This is a genomic window from Aureliella helgolandensis (assembly GCF_007752135.1).
Taxonomy (GTDB): Bacteria; Planctomycetota; Planctomycetia; order Pirellulales; family Pirellulaceae; genus Aureliella; species Aureliella helgolandensis.
Genome location: NZ_CP036298.1, coordinates 4,099,949 through 4,124,231 on the forward strand (window position 1 = coordinate 4,099,949; position 24,283 = coordinate 4,124,231).

14 protein-coding genes are annotated in these 24,283 nt (G+C 55.7%); 9 read left to right on the top strand and 5 right to left on the bottom strand.

The window, feature by feature from the left end; genetic code table 11:
• The first annotated feature begins 183 nt into the window (after positions 1-183).
• Positions 184-4,113 (top strand): golvesin C-terminal-like domain-containing protein, encoded by a 3,930-nt coding sequence (locus Q31a_RS14630; protein ID WP_145079130.1) that lies wholly within the window; start codon positions 184-186, stop codon positions 4,111-4,113.
• 174 nt (positions 4,114-4,287) lie between these two features.
• Positions 4,288-4,746, top strand: coding sequence for a hypothetical protein (locus Q31a_RS14635; protein WP_145079133.1), 459 nt, complete (start codon positions 4,288-4,290; stop codon positions 4,744-4,746).
• Positions 4,747-5,286: 540 nt separating this feature from the next.
• Here the strand turns inward: Q31a_RS14635 and Q31a_RS14640 are convergent.
• Complete coding sequence (locus Q31a_RS14640) at positions 5,287-6,390, bottom strand: cis-3-hydroxy-L-proline dehydratase (protein WP_145079136.1); 1,104 nt, start codon at positions 6,388-6,390, stop codon at positions 5,287-5,289.
• 193 nt (positions 6,391-6,583) lie between these two features.
• Here Q31a_RS14640 and Q31a_RS14645 point away from each other — a divergent pair, with 193 nt between their 5' ends.
• From Q31a_RS14645 to Q31a_RS14670, 6 genes are all read left to right on the top strand, one after another.
• On the top strand, positions 6,584-7,141 hold the full coding sequence (locus Q31a_RS14645) for a DJ-1/PfpI family protein (protein ID WP_145079139.1): 558 nt from the start codon (positions 6,584-6,586) through the stop codon (positions 7,139-7,141).
• Positions 7,142-7,173: 32 nt separating this feature from the next.
• Positions 7,174-9,795, top strand: a complete 2,622-nt coding sequence (locus Q31a_RS14650; RefSeq protein ID WP_145079142.1) for a c-type cytochrome — start codon at positions 7,174-7,176, stop codon at positions 9,793-9,795.
• Positions 9,789-11,456, top strand: coding sequence for a DUF7133 domain-containing protein (locus tag Q31a_RS14655; RefSeq protein ID WP_231691207.1), 1,668 nt, complete (start codon positions 9,789-9,791; stop codon positions 11,454-11,456). The genes Q31a_RS14650 and Q31a_RS14655 overlap by 7 nt, the downstream gene beginning before the upstream one ends.
• 99 nt (positions 11,457-11,555) lie before the next feature.
• The gene (locus Q31a_RS14660) at positions 11,556-12,716 is read left to right on the top strand and encodes a Re/Si-specific NAD(P)(+) transhydrogenase subunit alpha (protein ID WP_145079145.1); all 1,161 of its coding nucleotides are present in this window, start codon (positions 11,556-11,558) and stop codon (positions 12,714-12,716) included.
• A gap of 134 nt (positions 12,717-12,850) precedes the next feature.
• Positions 12,851-13,375 (top strand): NAD(P) transhydrogenase subunit alpha, encoded by a 525-nt coding sequence (locus Q31a_RS31545; protein ID WP_231691208.1) that lies wholly within the window; start codon positions 12,851-12,853, stop codon positions 13,373-13,375.
• Between the two features lie 133 nt (positions 13,376-13,508).
• A complete protein-coding gene (locus Q31a_RS14670) occupies positions 13,509-14,897 on the top strand; it encodes an NAD(P)(+) transhydrogenase (Re/Si-specific) subunit beta (protein WP_145079148.1) in 1,389 nt (462 codons plus the stop codon).
• Between the two features lie 17 nt (positions 14,898-14,914).
• Here Q31a_RS14670 and Q31a_RS14675 read toward each other — a convergent pair whose 3' ends face one another.
• The 3 genes from Q31a_RS14675 to Q31a_RS14685 all read right to left on the bottom strand — a co-directional run bounded on the left by Q31a_RS14675 (position 14,915) and on the right by Q31a_RS14685 (position 19,416).
• On the bottom strand, positions 14,915-16,408 hold the full coding sequence (locus Q31a_RS14675) for a DUF1501 domain-containing protein (protein ID WP_145079151.1): 1,494 nt from the start codon (positions 16,406-16,408) through the stop codon (positions 14,915-14,917).
• A gap of 5 nt (positions 16,409-16,413) precedes the next feature.
• Positions 16,414-18,834 carry a PSD1 and planctomycete cytochrome C domain-containing protein gene (locus Q31a_RS14680; protein WP_145079154.1) on the bottom strand — a complete coding sequence of 807 codons (2,421 nt, stop codon included), beginning with the start codon at positions 18,832-18,834 and terminating at the stop codon, positions 16,414-16,416.
• Positions 18,835-19,125: 291 nt separating this feature from the next.
• Entirely contained in the window at positions 19,126-19,416 is a 291-nt protein-coding gene (locus Q31a_RS14685) for a hypothetical protein (protein ID WP_145079157.1), read from the bottom strand.
• A 117-nt stretch (positions 19,417-19,533) separates the two neighbouring features.
• Here Q31a_RS14685 and Q31a_RS30210 point away from each other — a divergent pair, with 117 nt between their 5' ends.
• Complete coding sequence (locus Q31a_RS30210) at positions 19,534-23,859, top strand: sulfatase-like hydrolase/transferase (RefSeq protein WP_197356829.1); 4,326 nt, start codon at positions 19,534-19,536, stop codon at positions 23,857-23,859.
• Positions 23,860-23,927: 68 nt separating this feature from the next.
• Here Q31a_RS30210 and Q31a_RS30215 read toward each other — a convergent pair whose 3' ends face one another.
• Positions 23,928-24,104, bottom strand: coding sequence for a hypothetical protein (locus tag Q31a_RS30215; RefSeq protein WP_197356830.1), 177 nt, complete (start codon positions 24,102-24,104; stop codon positions 23,928-23,930).
• Between the last annotated feature and the right edge of the window lie 179 nt (positions 24,105-24,283).

Here is a 24,283-nt window from a genome sequence, read left to right on the forward strand (position 1 = left end):
CCTCGGGGAGGCCCACGGAACGCGCGCTGGCAGCTTAGGGCGTGTCCCCACGGGCGTTGGGGGGCGGGAATGCTGTCATTGGATGCCGCCGTTGGGTCATAAAAGACCGACGCTGACTATAATAGCAATCCGGCACTTCGCGCGTTCCCACTTATGGGGAGGTGAGTAGTAGGGATGTTTCTCGTGTTAAAAAGTTCGATGGCGATGATTTTGATGTACAGGCTGCGGCACGCGCCGCAAATGATCTCAAAGTGCTTGATCCGCGTTTTCATGTGCATCTGTGGAGTGTTTGCCGGTGGTCGGCCTGCGGAGGGACACCGCGTGTGGGGACTAGAAACCCTCGAACCACGCCTGCCGCTGGCGGGTGTTCCTGGCTTGGTTCCGGTGGGCGAGCAGCCTTCCGGAGGCTTGGAGGGCAAGATCGTGTTTACCTCGGCAGGCCATGGTTGGCAGTGGAATAGCAATTTGAATCGTTGGGCTACCGACCGTGGAAATCTCCTCTCGATGGTCGAAGATTTCGGCAATCAAGATCAGCTAACCTACTACGCCGACTACCTACTTCGCGCCGGTGCTACCGTCGTTCCCATGCGACCGGTTGGACGCCAAGCCAATGAGGTGGTCCTCGACAATGACTCTCCCGGGGTCACCTTTACAGGAAGTTGGAGCAACAACACAGCGGGGCCACGTTGGTACGACGAGGACTATGGTGCGGCCCTGGACGCAGTCAAGTACCGCTTTGCGACCGCTAACGGTACTCAGGAAAGCGCGGTAGCAACGTACACACCGGAGATTCCAGACGCCGGGTTCTATCCGGTATATGCGTGGGTTGCCGCTAGCAGCAACCGCACCGAGCAATTGTACCGCGTCAATCACAGCGGGGGACAAACAGAGGTTAGCATCGACCATCGACAGGTGGGCAACGGCTGGATCTACTTGGGGACCTACCATTTTGATTCGGGGAGTTCGCCTAGCGACGGGTCGGTGCAGATCAGCAATCTTTCCAGCGGTGGTGGTTCCGTGGTGATTGCGGACGCCATCCGCTTTGGAAATGGCATGGGAGATCTACCATGGGGGGCTGGGGGGATCGGCAGCGGGGATGTCTCCGGTTATCCGCGTGAGGATGAAGATTCCTTGGTGTGGCTGTGGCGTTCGGTAGGCCAATCGACCAGTTTTTCGTCTCCCTCGGCTGTAATTGGTACCAGCAATGTCTCGGCTCCGATTCGCATGGCTGAATGGATGAATGCAGATTCCAATCCCTACGGTACGAGCGTCTACGTAGGATTCCACTCCAACGCCACGACGGGGAATCCCGCTACGGCGTCCAGTCGAGGTGCGATCGGGCTGATTTCAGCCTCCGATCCGACCCCGAACCAAGCCGCCTTGGCCGCGAGTACGGGACGGCAAATCAATACTGACCTGCGCGCCCTTGACGGACAATTCGAGCACGATTGGAGCACTCGCACGGGCTACACGCTGGCTGGCGGTTTTGGAGAGATCACCAATGCACGCTCTGGTGGCGAGTTCGATGCGACCATTATCGAAGTCGCATTTCATGACAATACCGAGGATGCGGAATTGCTGCGCGACCCCAAAGTGCGTGACCAATTGGCGCGCAGCACCTACGAAGCGACGCTCGAGCATTTGATCAATTTCAATGGTTCTACTTCAAAACCGGAGAATATCACGCTGCCTTCCGCACCGCTGCGGGTGGCCGTCAGTAGCCAAGCCGCAGGTGAAGTCACTCTGCAGTGGTCAGCCGGGCCGAGTTCGTCGGGCGGAGTTAATGGAGTTTATGGCAGTCCGGCGGACGGGTTTCGCGTTTACGCTTCCGTCGACGGTTACGGTTTTGATGGTGGAACCTATGTCGCTGGCGGAGCCCAAACGAGCTTGACGCTTAGTGGATTTGACGCAGCACGCCCCTATTATTTCAAGGTGGTGGCAGAAAACGCAGGCGGGCAATCGCTGGCTTCTGAAGTGCTTACGGCGCTGCCCAGTGGCGGGGCCAAGCAGGTGTTGATCGTCAACGGTTACGATCGGCTCGACCGCAGCCAAAATTTTAAACTTCCGTTTCTTGGCGGAGCGACCACTGACCACGTGTGGAATCGCTTCAACAACAGTCGCGATTACGTCGTACAGCACCATGAAGCCATCTTAGCGGCGCGACCTGGCATTCACGTAGAGAGTGCCAGCAACGAAGCGATTATCGACGGAACCCTCGACCTCCAATCCTATGATTCGGTGTTCTGGATCCTGGGACGTGAGTCGACTGCGGACCACACGCTTGATGCCTCAGAACAAGTCCTCGTCGAAGAATTCTTGGCCGCCGGCGGCAATCTGTTGATTACCGGTTCGGAGCTGGGCTACGACTTATACGGCCAGAACCAGGGACGCGGATTCTTCCGCTCCACGCTCGGCGCGTCCTATGTGGCGGACAATGCGAACACGCATTCGATCGCGACTTCTTCATCCGGCATCTTCGCCGGCTTGCCTCAATTTGAATTCTCCGACGGCTCGAGCTTCTCAAGTCTGGATGGACAGGTCTATGACGTCTCCTCGCCCGATGTGCTGAGTCCGGAATCGGGCGCGCAGGCTGCACTCCTGTATAGTGGCGGCGGCGTTGCTGCAGTGCAGAAAGCGGGAACCACGGGGCAAGGGAATCTCGTCCTCTTCGGTTTCCCTTTTGAGTCCATCGTGGATCCCGCAATCCGTTCCGCTGCGATGGGGAACATTCTAGATTTCTTCGCGCTTCAGCCTCCGCAAATTCAGTATCCCAGCGTGCTTGACGTGATTGTTGCCTCCAGCAGCTGGGATGCTGCGGCCATTGACCTCGTCGACGGGCAAGGGACAGCAGCAGGCAATGGTCTGGGGCTGTCGCTGGTTGGCGGTGAGCAGCTTGTAAACCTGACATGGCAAACAATCGATCGCATCTACCTAGTGTTCGATCGCGATGTTGCCGACTCGTTTAATTCCGAGAACGTTTCTCTCATTGGTACAAATGTTGCCGACTACGGAGATCGGCTGCAGCTAGCCTTTGGCCAAGCTGGAGCTCTCATCGGGACGCTTGCCCTCGATACGCCTCTACATAACGATGCACTCGTATTGAGCCTGTCCGACGCGATCGTTGATACACTCGGGAATCCATTGGACGGTGAGTGGATCGATGGGATCAGTACGCGGTCGGGGGATGAAACCGGTGGTGGACAGTTCAATTTCCGTATCAATAGCTTGCCTGGCGATGCCGATCAAAGTGGTGGGATCACCATCAGTGATATTCTCGAGGTCAACGCGCTTCGCGGAACCATCCCGGACAATTTGACGGAAGCTCGCATAGATATTGATCGCAGCGGTGGTATTACCATTGTGGATATTCTATCGATCAATGCGTTGCGCGGAACTGTGTTACCCACTCCGCCGGAACCAGTCGCCCTAGGGGCGGTAGGGGACAATGCCCAGCGATTCGCATTGTCGACCTCCGGCCAGAAGCAAAGCAAGGGATTTGATCGGTTGGCAACGGATTTTGAGACTGCTCCCATCGCTGAACCGGTTAGCGCTCCTGAGCCTTCCTTCGTCCGGGATCTCGCTACTGTCCCCGTCGCTGGGGATGTTCCAGTGAATGTTCCAGTGAATGTTCCAGTGAATGTTCCAGTGAATGAGTTGGCCAGCGATTCTGCCAACGCATCTATTGCAGCACCTGAGAGGGCCTCCGCTACTGAACTTGTTAGTGCACCAGCGGTTCAATCCCTGACCGAGCCAGCCAACGAGAGTCGGATCGAGACGTTGGATGAGACTGTGGACGAGACTGTGGACGAGACTGTGGACGAGACTGTGGACGAGACTGTGGACGAGACTGTGGACGAGACTGTAGCGGTGGTCGCGACTGATCTGAATCAGGAGCCGGTTAGCGAGCCCAATTCTGAGAGTGCCAACAGCGAACTGGCCGTTAGTGCGGAGACCGCCAGTGAACCCAGTCGGCAGGTTTGTCGCAGTCCCGACCCTGCGGAACATCAGCGAGCGCTGGAGGAGATGGGGTACGTCCCCCCCCTAGTTAATGAGTCGACTTTGGAAAGCCGCAAACTATACTGGGTGGAACGGCAATCCACGTCCATCGAATAAGCCTATTCAGGAACCCCCATGCTACGTTTCGTGCGAACCTTGCTGCTTGCTGCTTCAATAGCGTCTAGCTCCGTCCTATCCGCACAGGCCGGGGTCGTTATTTCTTTCGCTCAGGCAATTAGCGAAGTGGAGATACCGACTAGCGGATCCTCCAGTTTCACCGTTGAAGTTCGTATGCGTACGGATGTTGGGACAGCCGCGATAACGGGTTATGACATCCCCATCGATCTTGCGGCACCCGAGGGGAAAGGCCTACCGCTCGGCTGGAGTGTTTCTGGATTCACCAAGCTACTAGATTTCGGCAGCGATGTCTTTTTTCCAGGTCCACTAGCACTCACTCCGGATCAGGGGGACATCCTGGTGGGTGACGTCAGCCTGGGTGGAAGTGTGGAGTTCGGCACCGATCCCCTATCGCTGTTCTCGTTTACGATCGATGTCACTTCGGAGGCTCAACCGGGCCAGTTCACTGCCACCGTTTTGAGCGGCTCATTGTTGGACATTGGTGGTGTTGCCAAAAGTGACGTCGCTATCGAGAATTCCGCGTTATTTCAGGCCACCTCCGTCCCCGAGCCCAGTGGGCTGATGCTGCTCGTGGCCGCCAGCCCGCTCTTCTTCCGGCGGCGTCGCGATTGACACGCTGGTGAATCCCAGTGCATCGTGCTGGCTGTGCCTATCTTGGCAACTGAGGCTTGTCTCTAACGGCGATTGCTGGTCTTCAGACTAGACCAACCCGTCGCCGCTCAACAATGATTGTCGCGAGCTTGATTTCACCCGTTGGAGGGCTCTATTCGCACGCAGTCAGGAAGAAGCAAGCACCCAATATCCTGCGAGGCCTACTAGGCACACAAAGCATGCAGACGTGCGCACGCAGCCCGAATTTCCGCGAGATTTCCCCAATGCGTCGGGCTGTTTTTCTTCAAGTTCCTGGAGTAGAGCCTCTATGAAGTTCTTCGCTTCTAGTAGACTGACACCTCGCGCGGATTGATACAATTTGATGGCGCGCAACTTTCGCCCAGCGTAGATGCTCTCCAAAATTTGATCCATCAACTCTGGAGGGACATTTTCGGTTTCAGTAGTCGATTCTTCCATGGCCATTTGCCCAAAATTGATTGGTCGGATTTTGAGTTCTTCGAATGCTACTCAGCACATCTGAATTGAAACAGAAACGTCCACTTAGGATACGTCCACGACCCGTGGTCCAAGGACATCGGTTCTGGGCTGGATGCCCAGCCCGGCTTCGTTGCTCGCTTGCATGAATCCTTGAACGCGCTCAGGTGCTCCGCTGGCATTGCTGACGGAAACATAACTATTGAAATCGGTACTGGTGAAACGGAAGGCTTCTGGAGTACTGTGCGCAAAATGCGCGATGGCTGCGGTGGTGATATCTCCACCCCAACTATCTTCCAGCGTCATAGCGATCCCCATGGAAACGCATAGATCTCGAGCTTGTTTGGCTTTGGTTAGTCCTCCAAGCTTACTGATTTTTAGATTGACCAGATCCATTGCGAGATCGGCTTTAGCTCGCAGCAGCATATCGAGACAGTCGATGTTTTCATCCAGTACAAACGGGTGCGTAGTATTGCGCCGCACGGCTAAGCACTCTTCGTAGGACAGACAGGGTTGTTCGATGTAGACATCGAGATCTTGGACTGCGCGCACGACCCGCATAGCTTCATGTTGCGTCCAGCCGGTGTTGGCATCGGCGACCAGTCGGTCGGTGGCTTTGAGGACCGACCGCGCTGCGCGGATGCGTTCAATATCGGTATCCGGATCTCCTCCAACCTTGAGTTGAAAACGTGTATAGCCCTGTTGGCTGTATTCGGTGACTTTCTGACTCATCTCATCGGGGGATTGCTGAGAGATGGCGCGATACAAGCGTACGCTATCACCATAGCGACCTCCCATTAGTACACAAACTGGCAAATTGGTTTGCTTGCCCAGGATATCCCAGCAAGCCATATCAATACCGCTCTTCACGTAAGCATGCCCTTTAAGAGCTGCATCCATGCGGTGGTTGACCTTGTGCAGTTCACACGGATCGTAGCCGAGTAGGTGCGGCGCCAATTCACGGAGTCCAGTTCGAACGCCTTCGGCATAGGCAGGTAGATAGAAGGGCCCCAGCGGGCAGACTTCGCCGTAGCCGACGAGTCCGGAATCCGTCTCTATGCCAACGACGGTGCTATCGAACACGGAAACCGATTTTCCACCAGACCAGTGATAGGATCCCTCGACTAGTGGGAGCTCAACACGGTGAGCAAAAATACGCGTTATCTTCATGCAATTACCTAGAGTAGCAAGGGCGAGCAATTCTGTTGTCATCGCGAGCACCCAACGGCATTCCTTAAGCCGTCGTAGGAACTCGGCAATGCGTTTCTACTTGTGACAGATCGTTGGGTTGGCTGCAATACGGCTGACAATAGACTATGATTCTGGTCTACGGATACGAAATACTCTAGAGGAAACTGAATTGATGAAAAAGGTGCTAGTGGTCATAGGGGACGCAACCGAGTTGCTCGATACGATGTACCCCTATTATCGATTGCAAGAAGCTGGGTTTCAACCTGTGGTAACGGCGCCCGAGAAACGGAAGTATCAGCTCGTATTGCATGAAATCAAACCGGGATGGACGATCACGAAGGAGTGGGAGGGATATACGCTTGACTGTGATGTTCCCTTCTCGGAAGTGAAGGAAGCGGAGTACGCGGGAATCTTTTTCTCGGGAGGTCGCGCTCCGGAATATATCCGTTACGACACCAATCTCGTTCGAATCACCAAACACTTCTTTGCAGAGAATAAGCCGATCGCCAGCGTCTGTCACGGCGTGGAGATACCTGCCTATGCGGATTGTGTCCGCGGACGACGCATGGCCACGGTTTCCAAATGTCGCTTTGATCTGGAAGTCTGCGGCGGGATTTTTGTCGATGAGCCCTGTGTGGTGGATGGGAATCTCTTCAGTGGTCGCACCTTTCATGACAATGGATCGTATGTGGGGCCGTGGATTGAGATGCTGCAGCAGCAGAATTCCTGATTCCCATACCGACATCCCCAAGATAACACCTAATGCATCCCGCCGTGAACATGCCTTCTCCCCGCCCAGTCGTTGTCCTAGCTCTCTTGGTATGGCTGCTACCACAAGTAGCAAGTTCCCAAGATTCTCGTGCGAGGAGGGCCGCTACACTGCCAGTCGATGCACCCGCCTTTGTTCCTGGCTTTGAACGTTTCGGGCGACATGCTGACATCGATTCCATTGCCTCCGGGCGATTGCTGATTAGCGAATTGAGCTGTGGTGCGTGTCATGCGACGGACGTTCCAGATCTGCAGCCCAAAGGTGGACCGCGATTGGAGAGTGTGGGCGAACGACTGCAGGCAGATTGGCTTTATGACTACCTCAACAGCTCACACGCTCCGCAGCACGGCACGACGATGCCCAACGTGTTGTCTAAGCTCGATCGCAACTCACGGCAGGATGTGGCCTTAGCTTTAGCCGCGTTCTTGGCCACACAGCGGAAGCCCTTGCCCGAGATCAAGGCGACTGGAGCGATCCCCGTTCCGTTGGAATTCTGGAAGCTTGGTGATGTGCAGCGGGGGACGGAATTGTTTCATCAGGTAGGCTGCGTTGCCTGTCACGCGCCCGATCCTGACTATGAAACCGTGGTCGAATCCAATTCGGCACTCGACGAACTCTTTGAAGAGCTTTCGACAGAAGAGTTGGAGGAGATGGGGCTGGCTTCCGCTGCCCGCAAGGTCGATTCGGTACCACTTGGCGAACTTGGCAATAAGTATTCCTTGCGCGGATTGGCTCGTTTCCTGCACGATCCACTGTCGGTTCGACCGAGCGGCCGGATGCCCGGATTTAAGCTCCTCCCCTCCGATGCGGCTGACATCGCGTCCTATCTGTTGAGCCGTGAGTCGACGAGTGCGAGCGAGACAAGTTCCTCCGGTAGTCCAGCTGAGCAGCTTGGCGTGCTGCATTCCGAGACGGAAGGATACGAGCAAGCTTTGGCGGGACGAATGAAGACTCAAACGCTGGGCGAATTGGCTGAACAAGGGCGTGGGTTGTTCGCTTCGATGAATTGCAATCAATGCCATGCGCTGTCTGGAGAGGAAACTGCTACGACGCTACCGCCGATGGAGCAACTGGATTCCCAGTCAGCGGTTGGTTGTCTGTCGGACTCTCCCACGCGATCGGTTCGTTTCTCGCTCGATGCAGTTCAAGTTGGGGCGATTCGTACGGCGCTGGCGGATGCTGCCACTCCCAGAGGGCTGGAGCCACCGTCTCGGCTGCAACACTTATTGTTGCAACGGAATTGTTACGCTTGTCATGAACGCGAGGAATTGGGTGGGGTTGGACGGTTCCGCAAGCCGTTTTTTGAAACAGTTGCCGGAATCGACCTAGGCGATGAGGGGCGTTTGCCACCTCCGCTGACAAATGTGGGCCGCAAATTGCAGCTGAGTTGGCTTAAGAAAGTGTTGTTGGGCCAGAATGCGGATATTCGCAAGCACATGCACATTCGCATGCCAGCGTTTGGTGCGGAATTGGCCGACGAGCTCCCGCAGTTGCTGGCAACCAGCGACGAAGTGGATTCGGCTCCAGAGTCCGCGGTGTGGGACTCCACCCTCTGGGATTTAGGCGCAACGCTGCCGCAGGTTGGGCGTGAGTTGGTCGACAACGGTTGTGTGCAGTGCCATCCGTTTCGCGGCTATGCGCTGCCGGGAGTGGTTGGAGTCGATTTGCAGGGAATTGCTAACCGTGTCCAGCCGAGCTGGTTCAGCGAGTTCATTGAGAATCCGGGCCTAGTAAAAAAGCAAACGCGAATGCCTACGTTTTTCCCTAAGGGGAAGAGCCAACAGCCTCATTTGCTGGGCGGGAACGTGCATTCTCAAATTGGTGCGATCTGGAGCTATCTGCGCGACCTGGATAAGCAGCCGCTGCCTGAGAAGATCAGCGCTGCGCGGGCTGAAAACTATGAGCTGAAGCCGACGGATCGGCCGATTCTGCTGCGAACATTTATGAAGGATGCCGGAACTCACGCGTTGGCCGTTGGATTTCCTGCCGGGGTGCATTTCGCCTTCGATACGGAACGGGTCCGCTTGGCAAACGCGTGGCGCGGACGCTTTATCGATGCCCAGGGGACGTGGTTTATCCGCTTTGCACCTCTAGCAGAGCCGCTGGGCGATCGGGTGCAAGCGATCCAATTTGGTGCTCCTTTTGCGCGGCCGAAGGACGAATCGGCGAGTTGGTCCGCTGATCAACTTTGGCCCCCACATGGATCGCGGATTCATTTTCGTGGGTATCGCCTGGACGAAGGCGGCATTCCCACGTTTCTCTACGAAGTGGATGGTATTGGCATTGAGGATCGAATCGAGCCCCATGGCCAGCAGGGGCTTTTACGCACGCTTTCGCTGCGCCCGGTCACCTCGCATGCGTCGGTGGGTGAGGAATCAGCCGCGGCCGAAGCACCGGAAACCGATCGCCTGTGGTTCAACGCCAATTACGGACACGACTTGCAAATCCTCAATGCATTCGAGAGTAAGAATGAATTGGGATTGCGCGTCAGGCTAGAGGTTTCAAGTTCGGATTTGCCCGTTTCCGTTCGCGCTGCATCAGACGATGGTGCGGTCTGGGCAGTGCCGCTAGATGTGAAACAGCCCATAGATTTGAAGGTTGAGTATCAATGGTAGAGTTGCTCTGGATCGCACGGAATCTAACGGGAGAGATGCTAGGCTCTCCGCAGAGAGGAAATTTTCCTGGGAAGAGACCCGGTGGATTCCCGTTGCGGTGCGCTCTAGTGCTGATCGTATGCGTGGTGGCCCGCCCCTGTTGGTCCGCAGAGGAAGGCGACTATTACCGCCTGGTAACGGTCGTGGCCGCCGGTGCGGGTGCCGAGTCGCGTTCTGCTACCTGGACACCACCGCCTGAAGGCTTAGTGTTGGAGGTCAGCGGAATTGCTGAGTACGATGAAGACCGGATTGCGGTCGCCATTCGTAAAGGCGAAGTCTGGATCCTAGGAGGAGTCTATGACGAGCCTCCGGAAAACCTGACCTATCAACGGTTTGCATCGGCACTTCATGAACCCCTAGGCCTGCTGCAGCATCAAGATTCATTGTTCACCGTGCAACGCAGTGAGCTGACGCAATTGCGTGACACGAATTCCGATGATCAGGCCGACGAGTATTTGACGGTTGCGAAGGGGTGGGGAGTTACAGGCCAGTATCATGAGTATGCGTATGGTCCGGAGATTGATGGGCAGGGCAACCTGTGGCTCACACTGAACATCGGCTTGGGAGTCAAAGGAGACGAGTTGAAACGCATTGTTCCCAACGCTCCTCTGGGATACCGGCAGGGACTCTGGCGAGGCTGGGGGATGAGGGTGGAGCCCAATGGCACGCTGGTTCCAGTGGCTGCGGGGATGCGCTCGCCCAGCGGACTGGGGGCGAATTTGGCGGGGGACATGTTCTACACCGACCAGCAGGGGAATTGGGTAGCTACGAATTCCCTGCATCATCTGCGGGAGGGAGCCTTCTATCACCACGCCGAAGCCTTGGCATCGATGAACGAGCCAGGTTCAACGGTAGCTGGAATCGAGACGGTTCCCAACGGCCTGCCCCTGCCTCAGGCGATAGAGCAATTCAAGCAGCTCAAGCCGCCGGCAGTTTGGTTTCCCTATAAGAAAATGGGCCAATCCACAACTGACATTGTCGTCGACGCAAGTGCAGGGGAATTCGGTCCTTTTCATGGGCAATTGTTTGTCGGGGAATTTACGCAAGCGGCGATGAGTCGCGTTTTTCTAGAGCGGGTGGATGGAGAGTACCAAGGCGCCTGCTTCCCCTTTCGCAGTGGATTTGCCTCGGCTGTTTTCCGCATGATGCAGGGCCGCGACGGGAGTCTTTTTGTGGGATTAACCAATCGTGGCTGGAGCAGTCTGGGCACCGCCTCCTACGGCCTCCAGCGGCTCGTCTGGACCGGAGAAACCCCCTTCGAAATACTCGAGATGCGAGCTCAGTCCGATGGGTTTGAACTGGAATTCACCAAGCCTGTCGATCGGGAAAGTGTGGAAGCGGCGGGGGCGTTTGCGATGCAGCAATACACCTACCTCTACCACTCGACTTATGGCAGTGACGAAATTCAAACTCGAGAGGTACCGATCCGGTTGGTCCATGTTTCAGAAGATGGATTGACCGTGCGAATTACCGTGGACGGCATGCGGGAGTTGTTCGTGCATGAGCTGCTAGCGGCAGGCGTGCGCGATTTAGAGGGGAATTCCCTGCTACATTCCCGCGCGTACTATACGCTAAATAGGATTCCACGAGCACCGATTCATTCCGCAAAAGGTCGCCGCTAGGTGCGTCTGCGTCGGGGCGACCACGGGTTTGCGTTGACGATTCAATTCTGTTTTAATTGAATCCTGTACCGCTTCAAGACTTCAACGGTTGGTGAGTTCATGAAAATTGCTGTGCTCAAAGAACGCTATCCTGGAGAACGCCGCGTTGCATTGACTCCGGCCAACGTCCCGCAACTGGCGAAGTTGGGTATTGAAGTATTGATAGAACGGGGAGCTGGCGTAGAGGCCGGATTCCCTGATAAGCAGTACGAAGAGAAGGGAGCCGTGCTGGTCGAAGATCCTGCCGCTGCTTTGCAAGCCGACGTTCTCTTGCAAGTCCGTTCGGCAGGCATGGACGCCGACAATGGAGAGCTCGTACGCTCCCATTTGCAGGCGGGGAAGATCGTAATTGGTTCGTGTGATCCCTTGGGGAAGCCCCAAGCGATCGCCGACTGGGCGGGGACCGGCGTCAGTCTGTTCTCGCTGGAGTTGATTCCGCGGATTACGCGGGCACAGAGCATGGACGTGCTATCCTCGCAGGCCACGATTGCTGGATATCGTGCTGTCTTGGAGGCGGCCACTGAGCTACCGAAGCTGTTTCCCATGATGATGACCGCAGCTGGCACGCTGACCGCTGCAAAAGTCTTTGTGATTGGCGCTGGGGTGGCTGGTTTGCAAGCCATTGCCACCGCCCGCAAACTGGGCGCGATCGTTTCGGCCTACGACGTGCGGCCGGCGTGCCGTGAGCAAGTCGAGAGCTTGGGGGGGAAGTTTGTGGAGTTGGAAATCGATGCTACCAGCTCCGAAGATAAAGGCGGCTACGCCAAAGCGATGGACGAGGAATTCTATCGCAAGCAACGAGCCTTGATGGCGGATGTGGTTGCTGGGAGCGATGTGGTGATTACCACAGCCGCAATTCCTGGAAGAAAATCGCCGTTGTTGGTGACCGCCGAAGCCGTTCGTGGTATGCCTGCGGGAGGGGTGATTATCGATTTAGCTGCCGAACGCGGTGGCAATTGTGAACTGAGCCAGCCCGACCAACGCGTACACGAGCACGGAATCACGATTCTGGGGCCGACCAACATCGCTGCCGAAATCCCCAATCATGCCAGTCAAATGCTGGGCAATAACGTTGTCAAATTCTTGGCAAATATGGTCAAAGAAGGACGTTTGGAAATGAATCTCGAAGATGAAATTGTTCGTGATACACTGGTCGTCCACAAGGGTGAAATTACGAACGATCGCATACGTAGTAGTCTCGCGCCCGCCAGTTCCGATTAGATTGCCGGTAGGGCGTGCTAGGGATATAGCGCCAATTTTGCAGGGCTGTGAGGCTTCCTGTGATTGTGGCATCTCTCTGGCATTCTCCTGCAGCGAATTCCCTGCTCATTCAAACTCTAGATCGGCCTTCCCTTATGTTGCACAAGCGAATTGTTCCCGTCTGTTTCCTTGTACTTCTATGCCTTGGTGGCGTCCCGTTGCTTCGTCCCGTTTCCGGGCAATCGACGTCGGAGAAGCCAGGGGCAGTCGATTCGCAGGCGCGGGAGGGGGGGCCAGCTGAGGCAGAAGAGAGTTCTCTGTCGACGGAGGTCTTGACTGAGACCACCGGCTCAGCGGCGAGCGTGGGGGCTGCCGATCCCAACATGCGGATGGTATCCAAGACAGCGATCTTGGTCGGGAGTCTGACCGTGTTCCTCTTGGCCGTGTTTGTTGGATTTGAAGTGATTACCAAGGTACCGCCCACACTACATACGCCGCTCATGTCTGGCTCGAACGCCATTAGTGGAATCACGGTCGTGGGCGCTATTCTAACTGCTGGACATAGCCTGGGCGGATTTGGCGCAATCCTGGGGATGTTGGCAGTTGTGTTGGCGATGGTCAATGTCGTAGGCGGCTTTCTGGTAACCCACCGAATGCTGAAGATGTTCAAGAAACGCTAGCCTGATACTTATCCGCTATTTTTCCAACCACAGTCATGAGCGGTGAATCCAGCTGAGGCAGATCGGTTCCGGCCGCTTGCCTCCTGCGTCAGCTCGCAAACTCCTGTTGCAATTTCCTACGAAACGATCCACCATGACCGGCTCCGCACCACTGCTACTCGCCTACCTCGCCTCATCGCTCCTATTCATCCTGGGGCTTAAGCAAATGTCGCATCCGCGTTCTGCGGTTCGCGGTATTGTGATCGCTTCGATGGGGATGCTGGTTGCAATTGTGGCAACCTTGCTTGATCCGCAAGTGGCTGGCTATACCTACATCGTGGTGGGGCTGATCGTGGGCAGCGCGCTCGGAGCCTATTTGGCGCTGTCGGTTGAAATGACGTCGATGCCACAAATGGTCGGCCTGCTCAATGCGCTCGGTGGTGGTGCATCGACGCTGGTGGCATGGGCCGATTTGGAACTCTCTCAAAACCAAACCGTCGATACTTTGATCGCGGTTGGCCTATCCGGCCTGATTGGAACCGTCACGTTTTGGGGAAGTTTAGTTGCATACGCCAAATTGGAAGAGTTCAAGAAATTCAAAAAGCCGTTTAGCTTGCCCATGCAACCGGTGATCAACGGCGCACTTTTGCTACTGGCACTGGTGTTCATCGGCATGCTGGCAACAGCGGATGCGGGCACAGGACAAACCACCAGCTATGTGTTGATCTTGGTGGTCGCTAGCGTCCTGGGCCTGTTTTTAGTGCTGCCCATCGGTGGTGCCGACATGCCGGTGGTCGTTTCCCTGATGAACTCCTACTCCGGATTGGCGGGGGCAGCTACGGGATTTGTGATTGACAACAACGCGTTGATTATCGCTGGGTCTCTGGTGGGAGCCTCGGGGGTGATCTTGACTCAAATTATGTGCAAGGCCATGAATCGGTCCCTGGTCAATGTGCTATTCGGGAAGATGGCTGGTGGCAGTTCTGGGGGCGATACCGATGAAGTGTATGCCAATGTTCGGAGTACCTCTGCAGATGACGTGGCGATGATCCTCGATGGAGCGCAGCGAGTCGTGTTTGTTCCTGGGTATGGAATGGCGGTAGCGCAGGCGCAGCACGCGGTTCGAGATTTGAGCAAGTTGCTGGAAGCGAATGGAGCGACCGTGGAGTATGCCATTCACCCCGTCGCCGGTCGTATGCCGGGCCATATGAATGTACTGTTGGCCGAAGCGGACATTAGCTACGACAAACTCAAAGAGATGGATGAAATCAATCCCACGTTGGATAGTGTGGACGTTGCGATTGTGATTGGTGCCAACGATGTCGTGAATCCTGTTGCCAAGACCGACCCCAATAGTCCTATTGCGGGCATGCCCATTATCGAAGTTGACAAGTGTCGTACCGTGATTGTGATAAAGCGGAGTTTGAGCCCTGGATTTGCAGGCATTCCCAATCCGCTATTTGCACTCCCGAATACGCTCATGCTCTTCGCCGACGGTCAACAAGCAGTGATGGATATCACCAAAGCCATCAAGGAACTGTGATGCTAGGCTGGGGGTGATCAGACCAGCAGCTCGGTTACGACACGCCCATGAACGTCAGTCAAACGAAACTCGCGTCCTTGGAAGCGGAATGTGAACCGCTCATGTTGAATTCCCAGAAGGTGCAAGAGAGTTGCATGCAAGTCATGCACACTGACCGGATTTTCGACGACATTGACACTGTAGTCGTCGGTGGCGCCCCAAGTCATACCGGGGCGCATGCCGCCGCCGGCACACCACATTGTAAAGCAACTGGGGTGGTGATCGCGTCCATAGTTGTCGGCCTTGAGTACCCCTTGAGAGTAAATGGTACGGCCAAACTCACCTCCCCAAATGACCAACGTGTCGTCCAGCAGCCCACGTTGCTTGAGATCGATCAGTAGAGCGGCGGTTGCTTGGTCGGTATCCTTGCATTGGCGTCGCACCTGGTTTGGCAGGCTACCGTGGGAATCCCAGCCTTGGTGAAATAGCTGCACAAAGCGTACCCCACGTTCAATAAGGCGTCGTGCAACCAAGCAGTTGTAAGCGTATTTGCCTTGCTTCTGAACGTCAGGTCCATACATCTTGAGCGTGGCGGCAGACTCTTGCGATAGGTCGAGCAGTTCAGGAACGGATGCCTGCATTTGGAAGGCCATTTCGTACTGAGCGATTCTGGTAGCGATGTCGGAGTGGGCCACTGTTTCTTGACGAATGCGATTGAGCTTCGCTAAACCATTGAGCATCTCACGACGTTGTGGGCGAGAGATGCCGGCGGGATCTTGGATGTCCAGTACCGGCTCTCCATTGTTGCGAAATTTAACTCCCTGGTACTGGGCTGGAAGAAATCCGCTTCCCCAGAGCCGGTCATAGAGGGGCTGCCCCGTTTTGCCGCTACCCTTGGAGCTCATCGCAACGAATGCCGGGAGTTCCGCGTTGAAGCTGCCGAGGCCGTAGGCGAGCCAAGCCCCGATGCTCGGCCGTCCAGGCAATTGCGAGCCTGTTTGTTGGAAAGTGATGGCAGGATCATGGTTGATTGCGTCGGTATGCATTGAACGAATCATGCACAGCTCGTCGACCTGAGTTGCCAAATGCGGCATGACTTCGCTCATCCACGTCCCGGAGTCTCCGTGTTGCGCAAACTTGAATAGACTGGGCGCGACTGGAAAGCTCGCTTGGGCTGACGACATGGTCGTTTTGCGGGCGGCGGGATAGATCGACTCCGGCACCTCTTCACCGAAGCGGGTCGCCAAATTGGGTTTGTAATCAAATAGATCCATCTGTGCCGGACCTCCCGATTGGAACAGGTAGATCACACGTTTCGCGCGCGGAGGATGATGGGGCAGTCCTAAGCCTGCGGCTGGAGGCAGTCCCAGCTCCGAATGCTGGTCAGCTGCAGGCGTCCCATTCTCTGTCGCCAATACTTGCTGGGAGGGCTGCCCCAGGCGACTCAGTGATGCGAGGGCCAGGGAGCCGAGCAACCAGGAGCGTCGATGGCAGAAAAGCGGGGGATTCGACTCATGCGAATTGTTCGTCATCAAACTCAATCCTTGTGAATGGCTTCGTCCAAGTTGAGCAGGAGCGATGCGATTAGGGTGATTGCAGCTTGTTCATGCCTTGGCTGTTGACACGCATTGGGAGATTCCCCATGTTCTAACAGCTGTTGTGCAGCTGCGGGATGTGAGGAAAAGTCTTCAACGGTGGAGGCATAGATCGACTCCAGCTCTCGTAGTTCCGCCGGGGAGGGGGGGCGACCGAGCACTTGCATGAACATCGCCCGCATGCGACTAACGGGTGTGAGCTCTGCCTCGCGATCCACAAACGCGGCTAGGTTTCGCGCCGCTTCCATATAGGTCTTGTTGTTCAGTAAGGTTAATGCTTGCAGTGGAGTGTTGGTCGGATCGATCCGTACCGAGCAGACTTCCCGACCGGCAGCATTGAAGCTAACCATATCAGGCGGAGGAATCGTTCTGCGCCAGTAAGTGTACAAACTGCGACGGAAGAGATTGGCGCCCGAATCTTGTTTGTAGGTGTTATTGGAAATAGAGCTCCAGATTTTGGGTGGCATATAGGGCTTGACCGACTCCCCACCCATCGAGTTGACGAGTAGACCACTGCTGGCAAGCGCTTGATCACGCAATTCGAAACCGGTGAGGCGTATTCGAGGTCCGCGGGCCCACCAGCGGTTGGTGGAATCTTGCTGGACCTGTTCGGGGCGAAGGGAGGAGGACTGTTGAAACGTGGCGCTCGTCACGATCAAACGCTGTAGATGTTGCAGATCCCAACCCGCTTCGATGAGCTCTACCGCTAGCCAGTCGAGCAATTGTGGATGGCTCGGCAAGCTGCCCTGGGTGCCGAGATTTTCGCTGCTTGTCACCAACCCGACACCGAAGAATTGCTGCCAAATGCGATTGACTGCAACTCGTGCCGTAAGCGGATTGCGGCGGTCCACCAGCCAGTCGACCAGTTCGAGACGATTGGACGGTTGGTCTGCGCTGTCCCACTGTAGTGCGGTGGGCATTGCCGGAAACAATGGGTGTGATTTGTCGGGTGCATCGTAGACACCGCGTTCTAACCGATAGGTCGGTCGTGGTTCGGGCAGATCCTGCATGACCATAACGGTCCCTGGCTTACCGGCTTGCGGGCGCTGCAGGCCATTCCCCGCTTCCTTCCTAGCTGAAGTGAGACGCACCGGATCGGGAGTAAGGCGGTGATCTTCCGATTTGTTGATTAGTGGCCAGGTTGCGGGTAGTTGAATAAAGGGAGGACTGTTGCCATTGTTCGGCCCGACACCATGTTCGGCCACACTGTTGAAATAGGCGAAGATTTGATAATACTCACGGTGGGAAAGGGGGTCGTACTTGTGATCATGGCACCTGGCGCAACCAACCGTTAGGCCTAGAAAAACGGTGCCAAACGTGTCCGTCCTATCCACTACATTTTCAATACGCCATTCTTCCGCGATGGAACCATCTTCAGAATTGATGCGATGATTACGGCAAAATCCTGATGCCACTTGTTGCCACAGCGTGGCGTTCGGTATTAAGTCTCCTGCCAATTGCTCGCGGATAAATTGGTCGTACGGCATGTGTTCATTGAAAGCTTTCAAAACCCAATCACGCCAGGCAGATTGATAGCGGTAGCGATCATTCTGGTAACCGTCGGTGTCCGCATACCGGGCCGCTTCCAGCCACCCGAGAGCCATGTGCTCTCCGTAGCTCGGCGATTGAAAGAGTCGGTCCGTCGCTTCTCGAATGGCGGCCGAAAGCGATTCGTGCTGGCAAACCTCTAGGAAGGCCAGTGTTTCTTGGGTCGTGGGTGGTAATCCAGTTAAGTTGAAAGTCAGCCGTCGGAGCAACGCGTGGGGTTCCGCCACTGGCGCTTGAGACAACCCCGCTCTTTTCAGCCCCGCTACGATAAAGGAGTCAATTGGATTGTGACAAATGGGCTTCGGGGCGTTCGCTGAAGGGTCGGAAGGCTGTTTGGCAATGGAGGGTAGTGGAGGGCGTTCAATGAAGCGGAAGCTCCAGTGCCGCTGGTACTCCGCTCCGCTCGCCACCCATTCTCGCAACACCTGCTTCTGCTCATCTGACAACTGCTTGGTGCTCTCCGGCGGGGGCATTTGCTGAGCTGGATCTGCCGAATGGATTCGCTCGACCAGTGAGCTAACTCCCTTGGTTGAATCACTCTTTAAGACATGGGCTGCTGACTGGGGCACATCGAGCCGCAAATCCGCCTCACGCGTGTTGGCATCCGGCCCATGGCAGGCAAAGCACTTGTCCGCCAATATGGGCAATACATCTTTCGCGTACTCCCACTCCACAGCGTGGGACTGCGCAGTGATCGTCATGCCGAGTAAACAACCTGCGATCCTACCGATGTTTCGAAACCGCGTTTGGGCAAAACGAAGGTGCCGCGAACTACGTCTTAGATGGGGAGGCAGCAGGTGAAACCAAGAAAACATGCGTGTTGAGACTCTCTACGACTAGGGCTATCACACCCGAAACTAGATTTCAGGCAAGGTTCAAGGCAAGGTTCAAGGCAAGGTTGATTGGCGTGTTTAAAGGCGTGTTTAAAGGCGTGTTTAAAGGCGGTGCACGTCGAGCGGAAGCCTTCGAGGCGGATGCTTGGAGGAGCGTTAAACGCAGCTAGAGATCAGGAAGCGGCCTGTTCGTCTTCCAACAAATTCCTCTCGCATTGAGAAATGAGCAAGTCGTTTGCCGGGTTTACTCAAATTGGGCACCGCGACGCCATTCTACCCCATCTGCTCTCTGCCCGTGCTAATTGCTCCGAGTCCCTCGCCAACGGAGCGTACGCCTTGACGGCACTCGCCACGCAGACAACCCCAAATGGGGCAAGTGAAAACGGGAGACGCGTTATCGCTATTGGGCAGGGCGAGGACAATAAATCGCTGCTGCCGGCCCGATCGAATATTGCCATCAGTGGCCGAGGCGCTGAGGCCAGATAGCGAGCTGGGGACACTGCAATAGGTACGGCCTAGCGGGAGTGGGCATGGGCGGATTCCATGCTGGAGTCGATAACTCATGCTGGTCAGCATTAGCTATAATTTGAGTTAGAAACTATCACCAAGCATTGCCGCGAAGTGTTTCGCGTTTGCGAGCAACGCGACCTCGTACACGCAGATTGCTGCAGGACAACTACTGTGCCCTCAAATCAAAATCTTTGCAAATGTTGGAAATCGATTGCCCCCATTTTTCTCCTTGCATTCTGTCAATTGGTGGGCCCTGTATGGCTGCTAGCAAGTAGTCCGGACCTGGCGGGTGCCGGAGAGAGACCGCACATTGTCTTTTTTCTGTCCGATGATCACACTTTGACCGATTCCTCTCTTTACGGTGCGAGCGATATTGCGACTCCCAACATGGAGCGCATCGCTACGGCTGGCATGACCTTCAGTCAAGCCTTTGTGATTTCCCCCTCTTGTGCGCCGAGCCGCGCAGCCTTGCTGACTGGCATGACACCAGCTCACAACGGAGCGGAAGCGAATCATTCCCGTCCCCACGCACGACTCAAAAAGTTTCCTGCGTATCTCCAAGAACAGGGCTATGAAGTCGTCGCGTTTGGCAAAGTGGGCCATTATGTGCAGACGCCTGAGTACGGGTTCGATCTCGCCAAGCATTTTACCTATCACGATGATGTCGCCGTAGCTGAAGCCGTGAAGTGGCTTGAAAATCGCCGCAACGACAAACCGCTTTGTCTATTTGTGGGTACCAATTGGCCTCATGTTCCCTGGCCCACCGCCACCGATGTTCCGTTGGACAGTGTGAAGATCCCCCAAAACCATGTCCGTACTCCAGAGACACGGCGAGCACGTGCTAAATACTACCAAGCGATCCAAATCATGGACGGTGAGCTGGGCAGTGTCTTCGATGCTGCCTATCGGAAGCTCGGTGAAAACACTCTGTTCATTCATAGCAGTGATCATGGTGCCCAGTGGCCGTTTGGCAAGTGGAATTTGTACGATGCCGGGATTCGTACGCCGCTGGTGGCAACCTGGCCTGGGAAGATCGCAGCGGGTTCGAAGTCGGATGCTTTAGTCTCTTGGATCGATTTGCTCCCCACGGTGCTCGACGCGGTTGGCGCGGCGGTACCTGCGTCACTCGATGGGCAATCGATTCTACCGGTTCTCACTGGGCACAAGTCCAAGCATCGTAGCGAGATCTACACCACGCATAGCGGCGATGGAAACTTCAATGTCTATCCAGCGCGCAGCGTTCGAGACGAACGGTTCAAGTACATTCGAAACCTGTATCCTGAATTTCAGTTCGATTCCCATGTAACGAAAGTCAGCAAAGAAGATGCATATTGGTCGAGTTGGGTTGAGAAGGCGCGCACGGTGCCTGCTGCAGCTCGCAAGGTGCGTCGGTATCAACAGCGTCCCGCCGAAGAGCTTTACGACCTCACGACCGATCCCGATGAGGAACACAATCTGGCTCAGCAGCCTGAGCAACTGGACCGCTTGCGATCCATGCGCGAAAAACTCGACGTTTGGCTCCAGGAACAAGAGGATCGCCCAACCGTGTTTGGCATGCCAACACTGCTGCCCCAAGCAAGGACTCCACCCAATGTCATTACGGTGTTGATTGATGACATGGGGTGGCAGGATCTATCTTGTTTCGGTGGTCAAGATGTCGAGACCAAGCATCTTGACCGTTTAGCCGAGGAGGGACTGCGTTTCACCAATTTCTATGTGAATTCGCCGATCTGTTCCTCCTCACGCACGGCTCTAACCACCGGCAATTTTCCGGCGCGGCACCGCATTACTTCCTATCTAGCCAGACGGGAGCTGAATGAGAGTCGCGGAATGGCACAATGGTTGGATGCAGGAGTTGCGACACTACCTCGGATGGTATCGGAAGCCGGTTATGCGACCGGGCATTTTGGAAAATGGCACATGGGTGGCCAACGCGATGTTGGTGACGCTCCACTGATTACTGAGTATGGTTTTGATGCTTCGCTTACCAATTTCGAAGGCTTGGGACCTCGCATCCTGCCATTGTGCGATGCTTTCGACGGGACTGAGCCGAAGCGCCATGATCTGGGCAGCGCTAAACTCGGACGTGGACCGATTGAATGGCAAGATCGCTCGACGATTACACAGCGTTTCGTCGATCGCGCGCTAGAATTTATCGACGAATCGGTCGCCCAGCAGCAACCGTTCTACATCAACGTTTGGCCCGACGACGTACACTCGCCATTCTTCCCCCCGCAAGCTCTTCGCGGAGATGGGGCAAAGCGGACACTGTATCTGGCCGTGTTGAAGACCATGGATCAACAGTTGGGAGCTCTTTTCGATCGAGTTCGCAACGATCCACTATTGCGAGAAAACACTCTCATTGTGGTTGCCAGCGACAATGGCCACGAGCCGGGGGCCGGCAGCGGTGGGCCCTTGCGAGGGGAGAAGGGAAGTCTCTACGAAGGCGGCATCCGCAGTCCGTTAATCGTATGGGGCCCCGGCTTGGTGGAAGCTGCCGCGGCAGGCACTACCAACAACACGACTACTGCCTCCAGCGTAGATTTAGTCGCCTCTCTTATGAATTTGTGCCATGTGAAGACGCCCGTTGGCTACCAATGCGACGGTGAGGATCTGCTAGCTGCCTTGCTCGGTAAAACCAGTGCACAGCGCACTGGGCCGCTTTTCTGGAGGCGTCCGCCGGATCGGCCTGGAACCGCTAAGCATCCGGCTCCCGATCTAGCCATCCGAGATAAGCAATGGAAGCTCTTGTGTGATGTCGAAGGCCAGCACCCCCAGCTGTATGACCTTTCAACTGATGTCGCAGAGGCGGAGGATGTTTCTAAAGCTCATCCGCAGATTGTCAAACGGCTTACCAAAGCTGTGCTCGCCTGGAATGGAGCGCTGCCAGTAGACGGTGTGGGGGCCGCACAGCAGATTGGCGGATTGCCGCTGAGACAATTCATCAATCCCATTGCAGAAGGAGCGGATCCTAGCGTGGTATGGGATGGCGAACGCTATCTGTGGGCCACGAGTCATGGCAACCGTGCCGTTTCAGTCTGGTCCTCGCCCACGCTGACTAGTCTAGGGACCCAGCATTCGATCTGGCAGGCTCCCGAGAGTGGACCGTTCTCACAAGAGGTGTGGGCACCAGAGTTGTTGCGTATCGGGGATCGCTGGTATGTTTATGTGGCTGCCAGCGATGGAGAGAATCGAAATCATTTGCAATACGTTCTCGAGTCGGAAACGAGCGATCCGTTGAGCAACTATACCCTGCATGGGCCACTCTACACGGGTGATGACTTCGATGCTCAGGAGAACAATATTTGGGCAATTGACATGACGGTTTTGCAGCAGCGCGACCAATTGTTCGCAATCTGGTCTGGCTGGTCCGACGCAACCAGCGATCGGCAACTGCTGTACATCGCACCCATGAAGTCTCCGACGGAGGTTGCCGGTCCACGCGTTCAATTGTGCAACCCCGATGACTTTCTGTGGGAACGCGTCGAGGAGACCGCAGCGTCACGAGGGCTGCACGAGGGGCCTCAAGTCCTGCAGCGAGCGGGAAGAACCTTTGTGGTGTATTCCTGCGGTGCTTCGTGGTTGCCGACGTACAAGTTAGGAATGCTGGAACTAACCGGCGACAACCCACTGGATCCGGCGGATTGGCACAAGTTTCCCAAGCCTGTCTTTGAGAGCACGGATCGTACCTATGGAGTTGGACATGGCAGTTTCGTTCCCTCTCCCGATCAATCGCAATGGTGGCATGTCTACCATGCCAAACGAGACCGCGAGCCGGGGTGGCGGCGTGCGATTTTTGTGCAGCCGCTAGATTGGGATGAGCAGGGGCTCCCTCGGTTTGGAACGCCCGTGCCCTCGAACACGCCTTTGGCCATACCAGCGGGTACCCTTGTGCCACCGTTGAAGACGCAGCGCAAGATTGATTTTGGCAGTGCGACGGTCGCTGGACTGTTTGACACGTATGCCCATCACCAATTCGTGAGCTGGGAGGAAGGAGCGGGAGTGCATTTAGGGCGAGTGCCTGAGCAACCGGTGAACACCTATCGAGCGGGGGAAAAGCTGACTCTGCGTGTCGGAGTCTACAAGGATGTCGAGCTTACGGCCAAGTTTTCATTTGTTTCGGGCGACCGCGACGCGGGTGTCTTGTTCCGCGTCAGTGGTCCTTCCGTTGGCTATGACGCACAGCGAGGGTATTTCGCCGGACTGGTTCCCCGTCGTGGGACCGTCGTGCTAGGAAAGACCGATGGTGTCCGCTGGCATCACCTGGCCGACGCTCCCGTGGAAATTGATTGGACGCAAGACCAGCAACTGCGCATACGCGCGCTCAAGAATCGAATCGAAATTTTCGTGAATGGTGCCACAGAACCAAGTCTGTCGGTGAATGATGGGACCTACCCCACGGGCACGGTTGGCATTCGGGTAGTCGACACTCATGCCATTTTCAAATCTTTACAAGTGCTGCCGCGAAACCAAAAATCCTTGACCCCGCAACAATAGCTGGTTAGCATTTACTAATTCTGTCCTGCCAGCACCTGCAGCTTGGGTAGCATTCGTGTTTTTCCCTCTCACGCCATCAACACCAATTCAACGGCTTGGCCAAGTCGCGTGGGGGCTCGTATCCCGGCAGGGGCGGTTTGTGCCTCTGGTGCTTGCCGCTTGGCTGCTGTTGAGCATGTTGCAGGCGGAAGCTTTTGCTGCTGGGTGCCACTATCTGGACTCCGCTGAGCATGCTGCGGATTCATCGCGTTTGGTCATGGCAGGCAATTTTGGCGTAATGGAGCGTGGAAATGTTGTTCAGGTCTATCGGGACGGACAATTGCTGTATTTTCCGCACCCCGAAGGGACGAATTGCCATGGTCCAGGATGCAAAAAGGGCAATTCTGGAACTGAGATCAAGAGTGTGAGCCTTGTGCGTTTGAGG